The sequence below is a fragment of the Streptomyces sp. NPDC090025 genome (assembly GCF_044748125.1).
In the GTDB taxonomy this organism is placed as follows: Bacteria; Actinomycetota; Actinomycetes; order Streptomycetales; family Streptomycetaceae; genus Streptomyces.
In genome coordinates this window covers 404,982-423,519 of sequence record NZ_JBIVFL010000001.1, presented here as the reverse complement: position 1 = coordinate 423,519, position 18,538 = coordinate 404,982, and the positions used below count along the sequence as shown (strand labels likewise).

Sequence of the window (18,538 nt, the reverse complement as noted above, 5' to 3'; positions counted from 1 at the left end):
GGCCAACAGGTGGGCGCTCACGCCTGCACCTCCTTCGAAGTCGCCGGGCCGATCCGGACCAGGTCGCCGGGGCGGGCGCCGGTGTCGGCGAGGACACCACGCCCTGCCGAGTTCAGCGGCAGCCACACCACCCGGTCGGGCATCTCGGTGACGGCCAGCGGGAAGCCCACCGACCCGGCGGGGCCGGTGACTTCGAGGACGTCGCCGTCCTTGACGCCGGTGTCGGCGGCGGTCGCCGCGGACAGCCGGGCGACGGCCGCGTGCCGGGTCCCGGCGAGCGCGGTGTCGCCCTCCTGGAGCCGGCCGAGGTCGAGCAGCAGCCGGTGCCCGGCGAGGACGGCCTCGCCGTCGCCCGGGCGGGCCGCGGCCTGGCCGGGCTCGGCGGGCTCGGTGGCCCGCTCGCCGGTCCAGCCGCCCAGCCGGTCCAGCTCGCGCCGCACCGACCGCAGGTCGGGCAGGCCCAGGTGGACGTCGAGCGCGTCGGCCAGCATGTGCAGCACCCGGGCGTCCGCCGGGGGCAGCGTCCTGGTCATCTGCTCGGGCTTCAGGGCCGCCTCGAACATCCGGGCCCGGCCCTCCCAGTTGAGGAAGGTGCCCGGCTTCTCGGCGACCGCCGCGACCGGCAGGACCACGTCGGCCCGCTCGGTCACCGCGCCAGGCCGCAGTTCGAGCGAGACCACGAAGGCCGCGTCGAGCGCCTCACGCGCGCGTACCGAGTCCGGCAGGTCGTCGACGTCGACACCGCCGACGAGCAGCGCCGCCAGCTCGCCGGTCGCGGCCGCCTCCACGATCTGCCCGGTGTCCCGGCCGTAACCGTGCGGGAGGTCCCGTACGCCCCAGACGGCGGCGACCTCCTCCCGCGCGCGCGGGTCGGTCGCCGGACGGCCGCCCGGCAGCAGCGCCGGGATGGCGCCCGCCTCGACGGCGCCGCGCTCACCGGCCCGGCGCGGGATCCACACCAGGCGCGCGCCGGTCGCGGTCGCCGCCCGGACGGCCGCGGTCAGCGCGCCCGGCACGGCGGCCAGCCGCTCGCCGACCACGATGACCGCGCCGTCCTGCCGCAGCGCCTCCGCGGCGGCCTGCCCGTCGCCGGAAAGCCCGACCCGCGAGGTCAGCGCGTCCAGCCACTCGGTCTCGGTGCCCGGCGCCGCGGGCAGCAGCGTGCCGCCCGCCTTCTCCAGACCCCGGGTGGCGAACGAGGCCACCGCGAACGTCTTCTGGCCCTTCTTCCGCCACGCCTTCCGCAGCCGCAGGAACACCCCCGGCGCCTCCTCCTCGGCCTCAAGACCGACCAGGAGCACCGCCGGAGCGGCTTCGAGCGAGGTGTACGTGACACCCGCGCCGTCCAGGTCACGGCCGCGCCCGGCGACAACCGAGGCCAGGAAGTCGGCCTCCTCGCCGGAGTGCGCGCGGGCCCGGAAGTCGACGTCGTTGGTGTCGAGCGCGACCCGGGCGAACTTGGCGTACGCGTAGGAGTCCTCGACCGTCAGCCGGCCGCCCGCGAGCACCCCGGTGCGCCCGCGCACCAGACCGCGCGCCGCCGCCTCCAGGGCCTCCGGCCAGGACGCCTGCTCCAGGACCCCGGTCTCGGGGTTGCGCACCAGCGGGCTCGTCAGCCGGTCGCGCTGTTGCGCGTACCGGAAGCCGAACCGCCCCTTGTCGCAGATCCACTCCTCGTTGACCTCGGGGTCCTCGGCCGCGAGCCGCCGCATGACCTTGCCGCGCCGGTGGTCGGTGCGGGTCGCGCAGCCGCCCGCGCAGTGCTCGCACACGCTCGGCGTCGACACCAGGTCGAACGGCCGCGACCGGAACCGGTAGGCGGCCGAGGTGAGCGCGCCGACCGGGCAGATCTGGATGGTGTTGCCGGAGAAGTACGACTCGAACGGGTCGCCCTCGCCGGTGCCGACCTGCTGGAGCGCGCCGCGCTCGATCAGCTCGATCATCGGGTCGCCCGCGACCTGGTTGGAGAACCGGGTGCAGCGCGCGCACAGCACACACCGCTCGCGGTCGAGCAGCACCTGGGTGGAGATCGGCACCGGCTTCTCGTAGGTCCGCTTGCGGCCCTCGAACCGGGACTCGGCCTGGCCGTGCGACATCGCCTGGTTCTGCAGCGGGCACTCGCCGCCCTTGTCGCAGACCGGGCAGTCCAGCGGGTGGTTGATGAGCAGCAGCTCCATCACCCCGTGCTGGGCCTTCTCGGCGACCTGGCTGGTCAGCTGCGACCTGACCACCATGCCGTCGGTGCAGGTGATGGTGCAGGACGCCATCGGCTTGCGCTGGCCCTCCACCTCCACGATGCACTGGCGGCAGGCGCCCGCCGGGTCCAGCAGCGGATGGTCGCAGAACCGCGGGATCTCGATGCCCAGCTGCTCGGCGGCCCGGATCACCAGGGTCCCCTTGGGGACGGAGACCTCGACGCCGTCGATCGTCAGCGTGACGAGGTCCTCCGGCGGCACCGCCGCTGCCCCGCCCCCGCCGGGGGCGGACGTGGTGACGGTCATGCGTTCACCTCCCGGTTCCGGTCGGCCCAGGCGGTCGACTTGGCGGGGTCGAAGGGGCAGCCCTTGCCCGTGATGTGCTGCTCGTACTCGTCCCGGAAGTACTTCAGGGAAGAGAAGATCGGCGAGGCGGCGCCGTCACCGAGGGCGCAGAAGGACTTGCCGTTGATGTTGTCGGCGATGTCGTTCAGCTTGTCCAGATCCGACATCAGGCCCTTGCCGGCCTCGATGTCGCGGAGCAACTGGACCAGCCAGTAGGTGCCTTCACGGCACGGCGTGCACTTGCCGCAGGACTCGTGCGCGTAGAACTCGGTCCACCGGGTGACCGCCCGCACCACGCACGTCGTCTCGTCGAAGCACTGCAGCGCCTTGGTGCCGAGCATGGAACCGGCGGCGCCGACGCCCTCGTAGTCGAGGGGCACGTCGAGGTGCTCCTCGGTGAACATCGGCGTCGACGAGCCGCCCGGGGTCCAGAACTTGAGCCGGTGCCCGGCCCGCATCCCGCCGCTCATGTCGAGCAGCTGGCGCAGCGTGATGCCGAGCGGCGCCTCGTACTGGCCGGGCGAGGTCACGTGCCCGCTCAGCGAGTACAGCGTGAAGCCGGGCGACTTCTCGGTGCCCATCGACGTGAACCATTCCTTGCCCCGGTTCAGGATCGCGGGAACGGAGGCGATGGACTCGACGTTGTTCACCACGGTGGGGCAGGCGTACAGACCGGCGACCGCGGGGAAGGGGGGACGCAGCCGGGGCTGGCCGCGGCGGCCCTCCAACGAGTCGAGGAGAGCGGTCTCCTCGCCGCAGATGTACGCGCCCGCGCCCGCGTGCACGGTGATGTCGACGTTCAGGCCGCTGCCGAGGATGTCCCGGCCGAGCAGCCCGGCGTCGTACGCCTCGCGCACCGCCTCGTGCAGGCGCCGCAGCACCGGCACGACCTCGCCGCGCAGATAGATGAACGCGTGCTCGGAACGGATCGCGTAGCAGGCGATGATCATTCCCTCGATGAGGGAGTGCGGGTTGGCGAAGAGCAGCGGGATGTCCTTGCAGGTGCCCGGCTCCGACTCGTCGGCGTTGACGACGAGGTAGTGCGGCTTGCCGTCGCCCTGCGGGATGAACTGCCACTTCATGCCGGTCGGGAACCCGGCGCCGCCGCGTCCGCGCAGACCGGAGTCCTTCACGTACGCGATGAGGTCGTCGGGCGACATCGCGAGCGCCTTGCGCAGGCCCTCGTAGCCCTCGTGCCGCCGGTAGGTGTCCAGGGTCCACGAGTCGGGCTCGTCCCAGAACGCCGACAGGACCGGCGCGAGCAGTTTCTCGGGGCTGCTGTTGTTGATCTCGGCCGCCAAGGTCATTCCCCTCCCTCCTCGCTGGCTGCCTCACCGCGCGGGTGGACGACACGGCGCTGCGGCTGCTCGCCCTTGGCGAGCCGCAGGCCGACCAGCGAGGCCGGTCCGGCGCCGCCGGTGGCCTCGACGGCGCCCGGGCGCTCGTCGGGGAAGCCCGCGAGGATCCGCGCGGTCTCCTTGAACGTGCACAGCGGCGCGCCCCGGGTGGGCGACACCGGCCGGCCCTCCCGCAGGTCGTCGACGAGTTGCTTGGCGGAGTCGGGCGTCTGGTTGTCGAAGAACTCCCAGTTGACCATCACCACCGGGGCGAAGTCGCAGGCCGCGTTGCACTCGATGTGTTCGAGGGTGACCTTGCCGTCGGCGGTGGTGTCGTCCTCGCCGTGCCCGCCGACCCCCAGGTGCTCCTTCAGCTCGGCGTAGATGGCGTCGCCGCCCATCACCGCGCACAGCGTGTTGGTGCAGACGCCGACCTGGTAGTCGCCGGACGCCTTGCGCCGGTACATGGAGTAGAAGGTGGCGACCGCGGTCACCTCGGCGGTGGTCAGGCCGAGCGTCTCGGCACAGAACCGCATGCCGGTACGGGTGACGTGGCCCTCCTCCGACTGCACCAGGTGCAGCAGCGGGAGCAGCGCGGAGCGGGACCCCGGGTAGCGGGCGACGATCGCCTTCGCGTCCTCGTCCAGCCGGGTGCGGACCTCGGCCGGGTAGTCGGGCGCGGGCAGTTGGGGCATCCCGAGACTGGTGGGTGCGGTGGTGTTTCCGTCCGTCATCGGTCGACGCCTCCCATCACGGGGTCGATGGACGCGACCGCGACGATGACGTCGGCGACCTGGCCGCCCTCACACATCGCGGCCATGGCCTGGAGGTTGGTGAACGACGGGTCGCGGAAGTGGACCCGGAAGGGGCGGGTGGCGCCGTCGGAGACGACGTGCACGCCGAGTTCGCCCTTGGGCGACTCGACCGCCGCGTACGCCTGCCCGGCGGGGACCCGGAAGCCCTCGGTGACCAGCTTGAAGTGGTGGATCAGGGCCTCCATGGAGGTGCCCATGATCTTCTTGATGTGGTCGAGGGAGTTGCCGAGACCGTCCGGGCCGAGCGCGAGCTGCGCGGGCCAGGCGATCTTCTTGTCGCCGACCATGACCGGGCCCGGCGCGAGCCGGTCCAGGCACTGCTCGACGATCCGCAGCGACTGCCGCATCTCTTCGAGGCGGACCAGGAAGCGGCCGTAGGCGTCGCAGCTGTCGGCGGTCGGGACCTCGAAGTCGTAGTTCTCGTAGCCGCAGTACGGGTCGGTCTTGCGCAGGTCGTGCGGGAGGCCCGCGGAGCGCAGGATCGGTCCGGTGGCGCCGAGCGCCATGCAGCCGGTGAGGTCGAGGTAGCCGACGTCCTGCATGCGGGCCTTGAAGATGGGGTTGCCGGTGGCGAGCTTGTCGTACTCCGGCAGGTTCTTCTTCATGGTCTTCACGAACTCGCGGACGGCGTCGACGGCGCCGGGCGGCAGGTCCTGGGCGAGGCCGCCGGGGCGGATGAACGCGTGGTTCATCCGGAGCCCGGTGATCAGCTCGTACAGGTCCAGGATCAGTTCGCGGTCCCGGAAGCCGTAGATCATGATCGTGGTGGCGCCGAGCTCCATGCCGCCGGTGGCGATGCACACCAGGTGCGAGGAGAGCCGGTTGAGCTCCATCAGGAGCACCCGGACGACGCTCGCCCGGTCCGGCACCTCGTCGGTGATGCCGAGCAGCTTCTCCACGCCGAGGCAGTACGCCGTCTCGTTGTAGAACGAGGTGAGGTAGTCCATGCGCGTGACGAAGGTGGTGCCCTGCGTCCAGGTCCGGTATTCGAGGTTCTTCTCGATGCCGGTGTGGAGGTAGCCGATGCCGCAGCGGGCCTCGGTGACGGTCTCGCCGTCGATCTCCAGGATCAGCCGCAGCACCCCGTGGGTGGACGGGTGCTGGGGACCCATGTTGACGACGATGCGCTCGTCGTCGGCCTTGGCCGCCGACCGGACGACCTCGTCCCAGTCGCCGCCGGTGACGGTGTAGACGGTGCCTTCGGTGGTGTCCCGGGCGCCTGCTGAAGGGGTGTTCACGAGTACGACCTCCGCTGGTCCGGAGCCGGGATCTGGGCGCCCTTGTACTCGACGGCGATGCCGCCGAGCGGGTAGTCCTTGCGCTGCGGGTGGCCCTGCCAGTCGTCCGGCATCATGATCCGGGTCAGGGCGGGGTGGCCGTCGAAGACGATGCCGAAGAAGTCGTACGTCTCGCGCTCGTGCCAGTCGTTCGTCGGGTAGACGGCGACGAGCGACGGGATCCGCGGCTCGCGGTCCGGCGCGGACACCTCAAGGCGCAGCAGCCGTCCGTGGGTCAGCGAACGCAGGTGGTAGACGGCGTGCAGCTCGCGGCCCTTGTCGCCCGGGTAGTGGACGCCGGAGACGCCGGTGCACAGCTCGAAGCGGAGCGCCGGGTCGTCGCGCAGCGTGCGGGCCACCCGGACCAGGTGCTCGCGGGCGATGTGGAAGGTGAGTTCGCCGCGGTCGACGACCGTCTTCTCGATCGCGTTGTCCGGGACGAGGCCCTGCTCCTCCAGGGCGCCCTCCAGCTCGTCGGCGACCTCGTCGAACCAGCCGCCGTACGGCCGGCTCGCCGGCCCCGGCAGCCGCACCGAGCGGACCAGGCCGCCGTAGCCGGAGGTGTCCCCGCCGTTGTCGGCGCCGAACATGCCGCGCTGGACGCGGACCTCCTCCCCGTGCTCCCCGCGCTGCCCCGGCAGGTTCTGCTCGCTGAGCTCCTTGTCGGGGTTGGGTGTCTCGTCGCTCACGATGCGAACCCCTTCGCTTCTCCGCCCACGCGGCGCAGCGGCGCGCGCTTCGTCGTCGCCTGCGGCCCGGCGGCCGCGCGTGCGTCGCTCACCTCAGCAGGCCCTTCATCTCAATCGTCGGCAGCGCCTTCAGCGCCGCCTCCTCCGCCTCGCGGGCCGCTTCCTTCGCGTTCACGCCGAGCTTGGAGCCCTGGATCTTCTGGTGGAGCTTGAGGATCGCGTCCAGCAGCATCTCCGGGCGGGGCGGACAGCCCGGCAGATAGATGTCGACCGGAACGATGTGGTCGACGCCCTGCACAATTGCGTAGTTATTGAACATTCCGCCCGAAGATGCACAAACCCCCATGGAAATAACCCACTTGGGGTCAGGCATCTGGTCGTACACCTGCCGCAGAACGGGCGCCATCTTCTGGCTCACCCGGCCGGCCACGATCATCAGGTCCGCCTGGCGCGGAGAGCCCCGGAAGACCTCCATGCCGAAGCGGGCCAGGTCGTAGCGGCCCGCGCCGGTCGTCATCATCTCGATCGCGCAGCAGGCGAGGCCGAAGGTCGCGGGGAAGACGGACGCCTTCCGGACCCAGCCCGCGGCCTGCTCGACCGTCGTCAGCAGAAAGCCGCTCGGCAGCTTCTCTTCGAGTCCCATGGGTGCTCCTCAGCCCCTCAGTCCCATTCCAGGCCGCCGCGCCGCCACACGTACGCGTAGGCGACGAAGACGGTGAGCACGAAGAGCAGCATCTCCACGAGCCCGAAAAGCCCCAGGGCGTCGAAGGTGACCGCCCAGGGGTAGAGGAAGACGATCTCGATGTCGAAGACGATGAAGAGCATCGCCGTCAGGTAGTACTTGATCGGGAAGCGACCGCCCCCGGTCGGCGTCGGGGTGGGCTCGATGCCGCACTCGTACGCCTCAAGTTTTGCCCTGTTGTACCGCTTTGGCCCGATAAGCGTGGCCATGACCACGGAGAAGATCGCAAACCCCGCTCCCAGGGCACCGAGCACGAGGATGGGTGCGTAAGCATTCACGCTCCTCGCTCCTTCCAGTCGTCCTTGACCGTTGGACCGCACTGTCGACGAAGATCGCCCCCATGTGAGGCAGTTCACAAGCCGACTGCCGCGTATCTTAAGCCCGCCCCTCTGTGATCTGCGACACGGGGTGCGCCAACGACTTTGTGATCTCCACCACCTGACGAAGGATCATGAAGTCGGATGAGCGGTGATCTTGCCACTCGAAGCGCCCAGGTGATCACCAGATGTGACAACCGGACCGGAAATCGCTGGTCGGGGGGGGTGTTGCACTATCAAGCCGTGGGCGCTACACGCAAATTGGTGCTGGTACGCGTACGAGTGATAAAGCGCGCGCCACCGGACGCCCGTCGCCCGGTCGGGGGTCCCGGCGGACGGGAGTGGACGTGTGCACGCGTTCACGAGCCCCGGGCGGGGCCGACGATGGGGTCGCTGTGACCTGCGTCACAGATGAGAGTGGCCTGAAAGAACGGGGCTTGGCCATGGAGGTGAAGAGGTGGTAAGCGACGGGCCATTCGGACATTTCATTGAAAACCCATGATCAAGGCCCGATTGAGCCGTGCCCGATTTGCCCGTTACGGCGTCAATAAGGGCGCTCAGGAAGCGGATTCACTGGTTCCGAACGTAACTGTGGCGCAACCCACGTTTCTTGAAGGGAACCGTGAAGCCCTGATAGCGGTTGTTCCCATGTCCCAGACCGCTCCCATACGTAGCCACCGGAAGCCCCGCCGCAGCGCCTCGAAGATGGCGTTCCGGGCCGGAGTTGCCGGTGGCGTCCTCAGCACCATCGCGGTGGCCGGCGCCGCCGCCCCGGCGAACGCCGAGCCGCTGACCGAGACGACGCTCGAGATGCCCACCCTGGGCTCCCTCCAGGCCGACCTCGCCAGCGCCGTCTCCGCCTCCGCCGAGGCGAGCCAGCAGGAGGCCCTCGACCAGAGCCTCGCGGCCCAGGAGAACGCCGCGCTGCAGAAGGCCGCCAAGGACGCCAAGAAGGCCAAGGCCGAGGCGGACCGCAAGGCCGAGGCCGAGAAGGCGGAGAAGGCCGAGAAGGCCCGCGCCGAGGCCCGTGCCGAGGCCAACGAGCGCGCCTCGCGCACCGCGGCCCGCACCTCCCTCGCGGCGAAGTCCTCGTCCTCCTCCTCGTCCTCGGACAGCTCCGCGGGCTCCTCCAGCGACTCGCAGGTCGCCACCGGCTCCGCCGCGGCGATCGTGGCGTTCGCGCGCGCCCAGGTCGGCGACGCCTACGTCCGCGGCGGCACCGGCCCCAACTCCTGGGACTGCTCGGGCCTCGTCCAGGCCGCCTACCGTGCCGCAGGCATCGACCTGCCGCGCGTCTCCGGCGACCAGTCGAGCCGCGGCACCTCCGTCTCGCTGAGCAACCTCCAGCCGGGCGACCTCCTCTACTGGGGCAGCCGCAGCGGCTCGTACCACGTCGCCATCTACGTCGGCGGCGGCAAGTACGTCGGCGCGCAGAACCCCTCGACCGGCGTCGTCGAGCGCTCCCTGGACTGGGACACCCCCTCGGGCGCCGTCCGCATCCTCTGATCCACCCCCGTCCCCACGGGGCACACCCGCACCACCCGGCACGATCCGCTCATGACGAAGGGCCGTCACTCCTCGGGGGAGGGACGGCCCTTCGTCGTACGCGCGCGCGGCGGGCGTCCGACGGGAATTTCCTACCGGCGGTGGTACGTCTTTAGGTATGAGCAGTCACGTGGCACCCCAGGCCGCCGAGCGGGCCGGCAAGAGCGGATTCTCCTCCGTCGTGGCCGAAGCCCTGGAGGAATGGCTCGCCGCACAGAAGCTCCGAGAGGTCGTGACCGCCGACCGCGAGGCGTTCGGCCCCGTCTCCGTCGAAGCACGGCGTCAGGCGGAGGAGGAGTGGTAAGCAAGCGCCTCAAGATCAAGGCGAAGAACGAGGGCACGCTCGTCCTGGACGTCCAGGGGCTTTCACTGCACGTCACGGTGACGAACCGAGGAGCTTCCGGGCTCGCCCAAGGTGAAGATCATCAACGTGTGACGGCCACATTCCACGAGCCGGGCCGCTCGACCGTCCCACGAGCGGCCCGGCGTTGAACCGTCAAGACCGGGGAGCCACCTTCGACAGCCCGTTGATGATCCGGTCCATCGCGTCGCCGCCCGTCGGGTCGGTCAGGTTGGCCAGCATCTTCAGGGTGAACTTCATCAGCAGCGGGTGGGTCAGGCCGCGCTGGGTCGCGATCTTCATGACCTTCGGGTTGCCGATGAGCTTCACGAAGGCGCGGCCCAGCGTGTAGTAGCCGCCGTAGGTGTCCTTCAGGATCCGCGGGTAGTTGCGCAGCGCCAGTTCGCGCTGGGCCGGGGTGCTGCGGGCGTGGGCCTGGACGATGACGTCGGCCGCGATCTGGCCGGATTCCATCGCGTACGCGATGCCCTCGCCGTTGAACGGGTTGACCAGGCCGCCCGCGTCGCCGACCAGCAGCAGGCCCTTGGTGTAGTGCGGCTGCCGGTTGAAGGCCATCGGCAGCGCCGCGCCGCGGATCGGCTGGGTCATGTTGTCCGGGGTGTAGCCCCAGTCCTCCGGCATCGACGCGCACCACGCCTTCAGGACCTCGCGCCAGTCCAGCTCACGGAACGCGGACGACGAGTTGAGGATGCCGAGGCCGACGTTGGACGTGCCGTCGCCCATGCCGAAGATCCAGCCGTAGCCCGGCAGCAGCCGGTCCTGCGGACCGCGCCGGTCCCACAGCTCCAGCCAGGACTCCAGGTAGTCGTCGTCGTGCCGCGGCGAGGTGAAGTACGTGCGGACGGCGACGCCCATCGGCCGGTCCTCGCGCCGGTGCAGGCCCATCGCGAGGGACAGCCGGGTCGAGTTGCCGTCGGCGGCCACGACCAGCGGCGCGTGGAAGGTGACCTCCCGCTTCTCCTCGCCGAGCTTCGCGTGCACCCCGGTGATCCGCCCGGTCCGGTCGTCGACGATCGGCGCGCCCACGTTGCAGCGCTCGTACAGCCGCGCCCCGGCCTTCTGCGCCTGCCGGGCCAGCACCTCGTCGAAGTCCTCGCGCTTGCGGACCAGTCCGTAGTCCGGGTAGGAGGCGAGATCCGGCCAGTCGAGCTGGAGCCGTACCCCGCCGCCGATGATCCGCAGGCCCTTGTTCCGCAGCCAGCCGGCCTCCTCGGAGATGTCGATGCCCATCGACACCAGCTGCTTGGTCGCGCGCGGGGTGAGCCCGTCGCCGCAGACCTTCTCGCGCGGGAACGCGGTCTTCTCCAGGAGCAGGACGTCGAGTCCCGCCTTGGCCAGGTAGTACGCGGTGGTCGAACCGGCCGGGCCCGCCCCGACGACGATCACGTCCGCGCTGTGCTCGGAGAGGGGCTGCTGGGTCACGGCGGGGTCTCCCGGAAGCTCGACGGTGAGGCGTACACGAACGCTCGAAGTACCCCGGCAGTCTAGGGGGCGGCCCCGCGCGTGTCCGGGGGCCACCCCCGGGTGACACCCCCGGGTGCGAGGAGCCGCCGCCGCACGGGCAAGATCGTGCGCCATGATCTTCATTCGCACATATATACGAAGAGCGTCGCTGGTCTCGGCGCTCCTCGCGCTGCTCTGTTCCGCCTTCCTGTCCGCCTTCCTCGTGCTGCCCGCCAACGCCGAGGCCCAGCCCTACGAGGACTGCCCGGCGAACACCCTCTGCCTCTACAGCGGATCCGCCGGGACCGGCGAACGACGCGACTTCACCGCGGGGAGCACCCAAAGCTCCGAGAACGCCGAGAGCTACCCCGACTGGGACAACAAGACCCTCTCCGCGAAGAACAACACCGGTCTGTGGGCCTGCGTCTACGTCGACGGCGCCTACGGCGGTCTCCTCCAGACCATCAAGCCGGGCAACCCCGACGACTACACGGGCGACGCCCGCTTCACGAACACCATCAGCTCCCACAAGCTGGTGCCCTCCCGCGCCCACTGCTTCACCGGCTACGAGCGCTGCCCCGACAACCGGGTCTGCACCTTCACCCAGGAGCGCGGGCGCGGCGCGATGACCGTCCACCGGCCCGCGACCGACCCGAAGACCCTCAACTACGGCAACAGCTACGGCCCCGAGACCGCGGTCAAGTCCGTCTTCAACCGCACCGGCAAGATCGCCTGCTTCTACCCCGAGCCCGGCTTCACCGGCACCTGGACCGACGGCCCCACCGAGGCCGAACAGCGGAAGTACGGCGCCTACGTGGTGCTGCTCGGCGAGAACGTCAGCCTGCCCGCCCCGTACGCGGGCACCGTCCGCTCGCACGAGCTCGTCAACGGAACCTCGGAGTGCCAGTGACCCGGAACCAGCGCCTGCTGGCGGCCCTCGCCGCCGCCACCGCCGCCCTCACGCTGACCACGTCCGCCTCGGCCGCCCCGGCCGCGCCCACCGCCGTCGAGCCGCCGAGCCCGCTCGCCGCCGGCTGGACGCAGGGCACGCCGGTCGCCCAGGCGCCCGGGGTCACCCGTACCGTCTGGACCGAGAAGACCCCGAACAACCGCCCCCTGGGCGCCCGGGTCCTCCAGGTCGTCGAGATCGACACCGCCGTCGCCCCGGTCGTGCTCGGCTCCACCGTCGGCAGCGACGACGCGAGCTCCCAGACCGTGCTCGACCAGCTCGGCACCGTCTCCGTCGTCGACGCCCGGCGGCCCTCCGTCGGCGTCAACGGCGGCCTGTTCCAGGCGGAACGCCCCATCGGCACCGCCGAACCCCGCGTCGTGCACACCAGCGCCACCGCCGTCGACGGCGTGCTCCACTCCGCCGCCTGCTGGGAGCGCGGCAAGGGCAGCACCGGCGCGGTGCTCCAGTACGGCATCCCGTACATCACCGAGCTCGCCACCGAGCTGCGGCTGACCTCGTCGGACGGCTCCTCGGTGCGGGTCGACGACATCAACCGCAACCCCGGCCGGGTGCCGCACTGCGAACGCGACGCCGAGGACGTCATGGCGACCGACAAGCCCCGGGTCTACAAGGACGCGGACGAGGTCGTGGTGTTCACCGACGACTACGGTCCCGAGACCCCGAAGCCGTACACCGACCCGGCGGTGCCCGCCACCGCCGACCCCGGCTACGAGGTCGTCCTCGACGCGCACGGCGTCGTCCTCGACGCCCACCCGGGCCGCGGCGGCAGCACCGTCCCGGAGGGCGGCCGGATCGTGCAGGGCGTGGGCAGCGGCGCGACCTGGCTGCGCGAGCACCTGGTGCGCGACGACCGCGCGGTGCTCGACCAGAAGCTGCGGGACATGACGCTCGGCCGGGACATCCCGCTCGACGCCTCGGTGGACGTGGTCAGTTCCTTCCACCGGCTGCTGACCGCCGGAAGCCTCCCCAGCCCCGCGCCGACCAACTCCTGCAACGACGGCACCAGCGTCGGCAACGACGGGCAGCCGATCTGCACCGACTCGCGCACCGCGCTCGCCACCAACATCAAGGGCAACACGGTGCTCCTCACCCTCACCGGCGGCCCCGGCCGCGAGGACGGCGACTACCTGCGCGACTTCGCGACGCTGATCGACTCCAAGGAACTCGGCCTGGTCGACGCCCTCAACCTGGACGGCGGCGGCTCCACCACCCTCGTCACCGGCAAGGAGACGGCCACCCCGCCGACCGACCCGGGCCCGGGCGGCACCGACGTCCACCGCAAGGTCGCGGACGCGGTGTTCGCGGGCACCGGCGGCTACGGCATGTACGCCAAGCCGCCCAAGACCAAGTAGGCGGCGGGAAGCGGGACTCCGGGCGGCCTACTCGGCCTTGAAGCCCCGGTGCAGGGCCACGATGCCGCCGCTCAGGTTCCGCCACGCCACCTTCGACCAGCCGGCCTTCTGGAGCATCGACGCCAGGGCCGGCTGGTCGGGCCAGGAGCGGATCGACTCGGCGAGGTAGACGTACGCGTCCGGGTTGGACGACACCGCGCGCGCCACCGGCGGCAGCGCCCGCATCAGGTACTCCTCGTACACCGTGCGGAACGGGGCCCAGGTGGCGTGCGAGAACTCGCAGATGACGACCCGGCCGCCGGGCTTCGTCACCCGGTACAGCTCGCGCAGCGCCTGATCGGTGTCCTGGATGTTGCGCAGCCCGAAGGAGATGGTGACGGCGTCGAAGACGTCGTCCTTGAACGGCAGCTTGGTGCCGTCGCCCGCCGTGAACGGCATCCACGGGTGGTTCTTCTTGCCGACCCGCAGCATCCCGAGCGAGAAGTCGCAGGGCACGACGTACGCCCCGGCGCGCGCGAACGGCTGCGAGGAGGTCGCGGTCCCGGCGGCCAGGTCGAGGACCTTCTGCGCGGGGCGGGCGTCGACCGCCTTGGCGACCTCCTTGCGCCAGCGCCGGTCCTGGCCGAGCGACAGCACGTCGTTGGTGAGGTCGTAGTTCGCCGCGACGTCGTCGAACATCGAGGCGACCTCGTGCGGCTGCTTCTCCAGGGTGGCGCGGATCACTGGCGTTCGCCTCACTCATCGTGTCGTACGGATCGGGTCGTACGGATCGAGCCGTACGGGCGGATCACTGAGGTCCGCATTGTCTCAGCAGCGGGCGGGCGGCCCGGTCAGCGGCCCCCGCCCGGCGGCCCCGGCTCAGCGGGCCCGGTACACCAGCCGCCCGTCGATCACGGTCGCCACGCAGCTGTCCGCGCCCGCCCGGACGAGCGCCGCCCGGTCCGGCACGTCGAAGACCGCGAACCTGGCCGGGCCGCCCGCCACCAGGCGGGGCAGCAGCACCAGCGGGACGGGCGAGAACGACGGCGGCCCCGGCAGCCCCGGCGGGCGCTGCCCGAGCGCGAGCCCGGCCCGCCGCACCGCGTCCTGCACCACCCGGGCCTTCAGCTCACCGGCGACGGCGACCGTCCCGTGCGCGAGGAGCCGCTGCACCCCGCGCCGCGCGCTGGCGCCCAGCCTGGCCTGGTCGGTACCGAGCACCGCGCGGGCCGCGTCGCCGGTCAGCGGCGCGGTGCCGTACGTGTCGGCCTCCCGGGGGTCCGGGTGATAGCTCTGTTCGAGCAGCTCGGGGCCGTACGGGTTGAGCAGCCCGGGCAGCAGGACGCCGGGCCAGCGGCGCAGCCTGGCGTCCTGGTGGGCCTCGGCCAGTTCCTCGTACGGGCCGATGGCCAGGACGACGGCGCCCTCGACCAGGACCGCGTCCTCGGGGGAGGCGTCGGCGACGTGCAGCGTGGGCAACGGGGCCTCAGTTCGCGTCGAGGAGCTTCAGCTCGGGGTGGGCCGTGCCGCCCTCGATCGCGATCGAGGAGATGTGCGAGGCGACCCGCTCGTCGACCGGGTCGTTCGCCGGGTCGTCGTGCACGACCAGGTGCTCGTAGGTGGTGGCGCGCTGCGCCGGGACGCGGCCCGCCTTGCGGATCAGGTCGATGATCTCCTGGCGGTTCGAGCGGTGCTTGGCACCGGCCGAGGAGACCACGTTCTCCTCCAGCATGATCGAGCCGAGGTCGTCGGCGCCGTAGTGCAGCGACAGCTGGCCGACCTCCTTGCCGGTGGTCAGCCAGGAGCCCTGGATGTGGGCCACGTTGTCGAAGAACAGCCGCGCGATGGCGATCATCCGCAGGTACTCGAAGAGGGTCGCCTGGGTGCGGCCCTTCAGGTGGTTGTTCTCCGGCTGGTACGTGTAGGGGATGAAGGCCCGGAAGCCACCCGTCCGGTCCTGCACGTCACGGATCATCCGCAGGTGCTCGATGCGCTCCGCGTTGGTCTCGCCGGTGCCCATCAGCATGGTGGAGGTCGACTCGACGCCCAGCTTGTGGGCGATCTCCATGATCTCCAGCCAGCGCTCGCCGCTCTCCTTCAGCGGGGCGATCGCCTTGCGCGGGCGCGCCGGGAGCAGCTCGGCCCCGGCGCCCGCGAAGGAGTCGAGCCCGGCCGCGTGGATCCGGGAGATGGCCTCGTCGACGGACACCTTGGAGATCCGGGCCATGTGCTCGACCTCGGACGCGCCGAGGGAGTGGATGACCAGCTGCGGGAACTCCTTCTTGATGGCCGAGAAGTGGTGCTCGTAGTACTCGACGCCGAAGTCCGGGTGGTGGCCGCCCTGGAACATGATCTGGGTGCCGCCGAGCTCGACGGTCTCCGCGCAGCGGCGCAGGATGTCGTCGAGGTCGCGGGTCCAGCCCTTCTTCGTGTCCTTGGGGGCCGCGTAGAACGCGCAGAACTTGCACGCCGTCACACAGACGTTCGTGTAGTTGATGTTGCGCTCGATGATGTACGTCGCGATGTGCTCGGTCCCCGCGTACCGCCTGCGGCGCACCGCGTCGGCGGCGGCGCCCAGCGCGTGCAGCGGCGCCGAACGGTAGAGGTCGAGCGCCTCCTCGGGGGTGATCCGGCCACCCGCGGCGGCGCGGTCGAGAACGGACTGGATTTCGGCCTTCTCAGTCACCGGGTGTGTCCCTTTCGGAGGGGTGTGCGGTCGTGTCCTGACGGACCGAACCAGCGTACGCCAGGGGGTCGGGACGGATTCGTGCCGGTCCCGAGCCAACCGATCGGGCGCCAGGACCCTCTCCTTCTCCGGAATCCGCCGTAACGCCCGAATCGCACCCGGAGCCCGCCATGATGCTTCGCCGCCGCCTGACCCGGCCGCTCGCCGCCGCCCTCGCCGTGGGGACCAGTCTCGGCCTGCTCGCCGGCTGCGCCACCTCCGACGAGGGCGACCCGGTGTCCTTCGACACCCCGCACAGCGACAAGCAGGTGCAGCGGCAGGCCCTGCAGCAGCACAAGGGCGGCGCGAAGCCGCCGGGGCCCGAGACCGTGTTCCCGACCGGGCCGAAGAACGCGTTCACGGTGCAGCGCGACCTCGACGACGGCACGAAGATCGGCGTGACCGAGGTGCACGGCGGAAAGTCGGGCTTCAACGGCCGGGTGTGGGTCTGGGCGCCGAAGCAGTATTTCGACCCGGCGTACGCGGACAGCGGCTTCCCCGTGCTCATCACCCTGCCGGGTGGAAAGGGCTACCCCACGAATTACTGGACGGGGAAGGGGATCGACCTCCAGGGCAACATCAACCGCTGGGTGGACGAGGGAAAGAGCCTTCCGTTCATCGTGGTGATGCCCATCCTCAATCCGGACGCCGAGTTCTATTACGACGGCAGTGATATTCCGGGCCAGCCGAAAATCGGCACCTGGCTCACCGAGGACGTCCCGGATTTCGTCAGGGCCAATTTCCGCACCTTCAAGTCGCGCGACGGCTGGGCCATCATGGGCTCCTCGTCGGGCGGTTTCGTCGGCCTGAAGTCGGTGCTGCAGAAGCCGGACAAGTTCAAGGCCGTCATCGCCTCAGGACCGGACACCGTGCCGGACTCCCCGCTCTGGAAGGGCCACGAGGCCGAGCGCCAGGCGAACAACCCGGAGCGGCTGGCCGCGGCGCTCAACAAGAAGCCCGACACCCCCGGGAACGAGGTGTTCATCGCCTTCCAGGTCGGCACCAAGGAGACCGGCCTGACCAACCTCAGGAAGTTCATGAGGAAGTACGGGAAGGGCCCGGTGAAGACCCGCCTGGAGATCATCCAGGACGGCGAGCACAACGCCAGGTCGTACATGCGGGGCATGAACGACGGCACGATGGCCTGGCTGAGCAGCCACCTCCAGGGCCCGATCCGCTCGGCGGCGAACCCGCCCTCCGCGTCCTGACCCGGTGGGCGGGCCGGACACGCAGGCCGGGCGGGTCGGCCCCCTGACCGGCCCCTAGGGGGTGTCGGGAGCCAGCAGCTCCACCCGCACGTCCGCCGGGAACCCGGTCGTCGCACCCGTCCTGCGGGCGAACTCGCGCACACCCGCCAGCTGCTCCGGGCCGAAGCGGAAGTCGAGCGTACGGAAGTACTTCTCCAGGAGCTCCGCGTCGAAGGTCTCCCAGCGCGCCGCCTGCTCGGCCACCTTGGTGACCTCTTCCAGGGACAGGTCGCGGGAGGCCAGGAACGCCCGGTGCACCTCGTGGACGGTCTCCGGCTCGCGGGCCAGGAAGTCCCGGCGGACCGCCCACACCGCGAAGACGAACGGCAGGCCCGTCCACTCCTTCCACATCAGCCCCAGGTCATGGACCTGGAGACCGAGCCGGGGCGCGTCGTGCAGCGAGGCGCGCAGCGCCGCGTCGCCGATCAGCACCGCCGCGTCCGCCTCCTGCATCATCAGACCGAGGTCGGGCGGGCACGTGTAGTAGTCGGGGGTCACCCCGTACGACTCCGCCAGGAGCAGCTGGGCCAGCCGCACGGAGGTCCGGGAGGTCGAGCCGAGGGCGACCCGGGCGCCGTCCAGCTCCTCCAGGGGGCGCTGGGAGACGATCACGCAGGACATCACGGGGCCGTCGCAGCCCACCGCGATGTCGGGGAGCGCGACCAGCTCGTCCGCGTGCCGGAGGTACTCGACGAGGGTGATCGGGCCGATGTCGAGATCGCCCCGCACGAGCCGCTCGCTGAGCTTCTCCGGGGTGTCCTTCGTCAGCTCCAGATCGAGGAGGGTCCCGGTCCGCGCGAGGCCCCAATACAGGGGCAGGCAGTTCAGGAACTGGATGTGTCCGACCCGGGGCCGGCTGCGCTGGTGGTCATCGGTTGCATTGTCCACATCGCGAGGCTAGACCCGTCTCGTACCGTGGACATCCCCGGGGCATCCCCGAGCCATCTCCCCGGGCATCTCGCGAGGCGTCTCCCGGGGCCCCGTCGGGTGGCTCGCGTCAGCGCAACTGGGCTCGTCAAACCTGTGGGTGACGTGAGCTTCCCCTCTATCGCTCTGGCCACACTGCGTGCTACGCTCGACGCAAGTTGCAGTTTGGTTTCCCTTGCAGTACAGAGCCTGCGGAGCATGTAACCCGCAGGCTTTTGTAGTTTTCAGACTTGGTTGCAGGTTCTGGAGCAGGGCGACCCTTTGGCCCA

General features: G+C 70.7%; 17 protein-coding genes. 5 read left to right on the top strand and 12 right to left on the bottom strand.

What is annotated here, in order from left to right; translation table 11 throughout:
- Positions 1-17 precede the first annotated feature (17 nt).
- The 7 genes from ACIPXM_RS02040 to ACIPXM_RS02010 all read right to left on the bottom strand — a co-directional run bounded on the left by ACIPXM_RS02040 (position 18) and on the right by ACIPXM_RS02010 (position 7,678).
- Positions 18-2,501: an NADH-quinone oxidoreductase subunit G gene (locus tag ACIPXM_RS02040; protein ID WP_401650851.1), complete on the bottom strand. Its 2,484-nt coding sequence runs from the start codon at positions 2,499-2,501 to the stop codon at positions 18-20.
- Positions 2,498-3,847 carry an NADH-quinone oxidoreductase subunit NuoF gene (nuoF, locus tag ACIPXM_RS02035; protein WP_401650849.1) on the bottom strand — a complete coding sequence of 450 codons (1,350 nt, stop codon included), beginning with the start codon at positions 3,845-3,847 and terminating at the stop codon, positions 2,498-2,500. The genes ACIPXM_RS02040 and nuoF overlap by 4 nt, the downstream gene beginning before the upstream one ends.
- The gene (gene nuoE, locus ACIPXM_RS02030; protein WP_401650846.1) at positions 3,844-4,611 is read right to left on the bottom strand and encodes an NADH-quinone oxidoreductase subunit NuoE; all 768 of its coding nucleotides are present in this window, start codon (positions 4,609-4,611) and stop codon (positions 3,844-3,846) included. Before nuoE ends, nuoF begins: the two co-directional genes overlap by 4 nt.
- A complete protein-coding gene (locus tag ACIPXM_RS02025; protein WP_401650845.1) occupies positions 4,608-5,930 on the bottom strand; it encodes an NADH-quinone oxidoreductase subunit D in 1,323 nt (440 codons plus the stop codon). The genes nuoE and ACIPXM_RS02025 overlap by 4 nt, the downstream gene beginning before the upstream one ends.
- On the bottom strand, positions 5,927-6,658 hold the full coding sequence (locus tag ACIPXM_RS02020) for an NADH-quinone oxidoreductase subunit C (RefSeq protein WP_401650843.1): 732 nt from the start codon (positions 6,656-6,658) through the stop codon (positions 5,927-5,929). Before ACIPXM_RS02020 ends, ACIPXM_RS02025 begins: the two co-directional genes overlap by 4 nt.
- Before the next feature lie 88 nt (positions 6,659-6,746).
- Positions 6,747-7,301, bottom strand: coding sequence for a NuoB/complex I 20 kDa subunit family protein (locus ACIPXM_RS02015; RefSeq protein WP_401650840.1), 555 nt, complete (start codon positions 7,299-7,301; stop codon positions 6,747-6,749).
- A gap of 17 nt (positions 7,302-7,318) precedes the next feature.
- On the bottom strand, positions 7,319-7,678 hold the full coding sequence (locus tag ACIPXM_RS02010; RefSeq protein WP_376633154.1) for an NADH-quinone oxidoreductase subunit A: 360 nt from the start codon (positions 7,676-7,678) through the stop codon (positions 7,319-7,321).
- A 687-nt stretch (positions 7,679-8,365) separates the two neighbouring features.
- On the opposite strand from ACIPXM_RS02010, the gene ACIPXM_RS02005 reads away from it, so the two are divergent.
- Both ACIPXM_RS02005 and ACIPXM_RS02000 read left to right on the top strand, forming a co-directional pair.
- Entirely contained in the window at positions 8,366-9,223 is an 858-nt protein-coding gene (locus tag ACIPXM_RS02005) for a C40 family peptidase (RefSeq protein WP_401650837.1), read from the top strand.
- A gap of 157 nt (positions 9,224-9,380) precedes the next feature.
- Positions 9,381-9,566, top strand: coding sequence for a hypothetical protein (locus ACIPXM_RS02000; RefSeq protein WP_401650834.1), 186 nt, complete (start codon positions 9,381-9,383; stop codon positions 9,564-9,566).
- Positions 9,567-9,758: 192 nt separating this feature from the next.
- Here the strand turns inward: ACIPXM_RS02000 and ACIPXM_RS01995 are convergent, their stop codons facing one another.
- Positions 9,759-11,201, bottom strand: a complete 1,443-nt coding sequence (locus ACIPXM_RS01995; RefSeq protein ID WP_401652453.1) for a geranylgeranyl reductase family protein — start codon at positions 11,199-11,201, stop codon at positions 9,759-9,761.
- Between ACIPXM_RS01995 and ACIPXM_RS01990 the strand changes: the two genes are divergently transcribed.
- Entirely contained in the window at positions 11,200-11,976 is a 777-nt protein-coding gene (locus ACIPXM_RS01990) for a peptidase inhibitor family I36 protein (protein WP_401650831.1), read from the top strand. The two genes, ACIPXM_RS01995 and ACIPXM_RS01990, sit on opposite strands and share 2 nt — an antisense overlap.
- Positions 11,973-13,391, top strand: coding sequence for a phosphodiester glycosidase family protein (locus tag ACIPXM_RS01985; protein ID WP_401650828.1), 1,419 nt, complete (start codon positions 11,973-11,975; stop codon positions 13,389-13,391). Before ACIPXM_RS01990 ends, ACIPXM_RS01985 begins: the two co-directional genes overlap by 4 nt.
- A gap of 27 nt (positions 13,392-13,418) precedes the next feature.
- On the opposite strand, the gene ACIPXM_RS01980 is transcribed toward ACIPXM_RS01985, so the two are convergent.
- The 3 genes from ACIPXM_RS01980 to mqnC all read right to left on the bottom strand — a co-directional run bounded on the left by ACIPXM_RS01980 (position 13,419) and on the right by mqnC (position 16,056).
- The gene (locus ACIPXM_RS01980) at positions 13,419-14,114 is read right to left on the bottom strand and encodes a demethylmenaquinone methyltransferase (protein WP_401652451.1); all 696 of its coding nucleotides are present in this window, start codon (positions 14,112-14,114) and stop codon (positions 13,419-13,421) included.
- A gap of 135 nt (positions 14,115-14,249) precedes the next feature.
- Entirely contained in the window at positions 14,250-14,849 is a 600-nt protein-coding gene (locus tag ACIPXM_RS01975; RefSeq protein WP_401650826.1) for a hypothetical protein, read from the bottom strand.
- Between the two features lie 7 nt (positions 14,850-14,856).
- Positions 14,857-16,056, bottom strand: coding sequence for a cyclic dehypoxanthinyl futalosine synthase (mqnC, locus tag ACIPXM_RS01970; RefSeq protein ID WP_401650824.1), 1,200 nt, complete (start codon positions 16,054-16,056; stop codon positions 14,857-14,859).
- A 170-nt stretch (positions 16,057-16,226) separates the two neighbouring features.
- Here mqnC and ACIPXM_RS01965 point away from each other — a divergent pair, with 170 nt between their 5' ends.
- Positions 16,227-17,303, top strand: a complete 1,077-nt coding sequence (locus ACIPXM_RS01965) for an alpha/beta hydrolase (RefSeq protein ID WP_401650821.1) — start codon at positions 16,227-16,229, stop codon at positions 17,301-17,303.
- A gap of 54 nt (positions 17,304-17,357) precedes the next feature.
- Here ACIPXM_RS01965 and ACIPXM_RS01960 read toward each other — a convergent pair whose 3' ends face one another.
- Positions 17,358-18,230, bottom strand: a complete 873-nt coding sequence (locus ACIPXM_RS01960; RefSeq protein ID WP_401650818.1) for a menaquinone biosynthetic enzyme MqnA/MqnD family protein — start codon at positions 18,228-18,230, stop codon at positions 17,358-17,360.
- Positions 18,231-18,538: the final 308 nt, after the last annotated feature.

Coding starts and splice junctions, on each gene's coding strand:
- ACIPXM_RS02040 (WP_401650851.1), bottom strand. CDS start 2,501: ATGACCGTCACCACGTCCGCCCCCGGCGGGGGCGGGGCAGCGGCGGTG.
- nuoF (WP_401650849.1), bottom strand. CDS start 3,847: ATGACCTTGGCGGCCGAGATCAACAACAGCAGCCCCGAGAAACTGCTC.
- nuoE (WP_401650846.1), bottom strand. CDS start 4,611: ATGACGGACGGAAACACCACCGCACCCACCAGTCTCGGGATGCCCCAA.
- ACIPXM_RS02015 (WP_401650840.1), bottom strand. CDS start 7,301: ATGGGACTCGAAGAGAAGCTGCCGAGCGGCTTTCTGCTGACGACGGTC.
- ACIPXM_RS02005 (WP_401650837.1), top strand. CDS start 8,366: ATGTCCCAGACCGCTCCCATACGTAGCCACCGGAAGCCCCGCCGCAGC.
- ACIPXM_RS02000 (WP_401650834.1), top strand. CDS start 9,381: ATGAGCAGTCACGTGGCACCCCAGGCCGCCGAGCGGGCCGGCAAGAGC.
- ACIPXM_RS01990 (WP_401650831.1), top strand. CDS start 11,200: ATGATCTTCATTCGCACATATATACGAAGAGCGTCGCTGGTCTCGGCG.
- ACIPXM_RS01995 (WP_401652453.1), bottom strand. CDS start 11,201: ATGGCGCACGATCTTGCCCGTGCGGCGGCGGCTCCTCGCACCCGGGGG.
- ACIPXM_RS01965 (WP_401650821.1), top strand. CDS start 16,227: ATGATGCTTCGCCGCCGCCTGACCCGGCCGCTCGCCGCCGCCCTCGCC.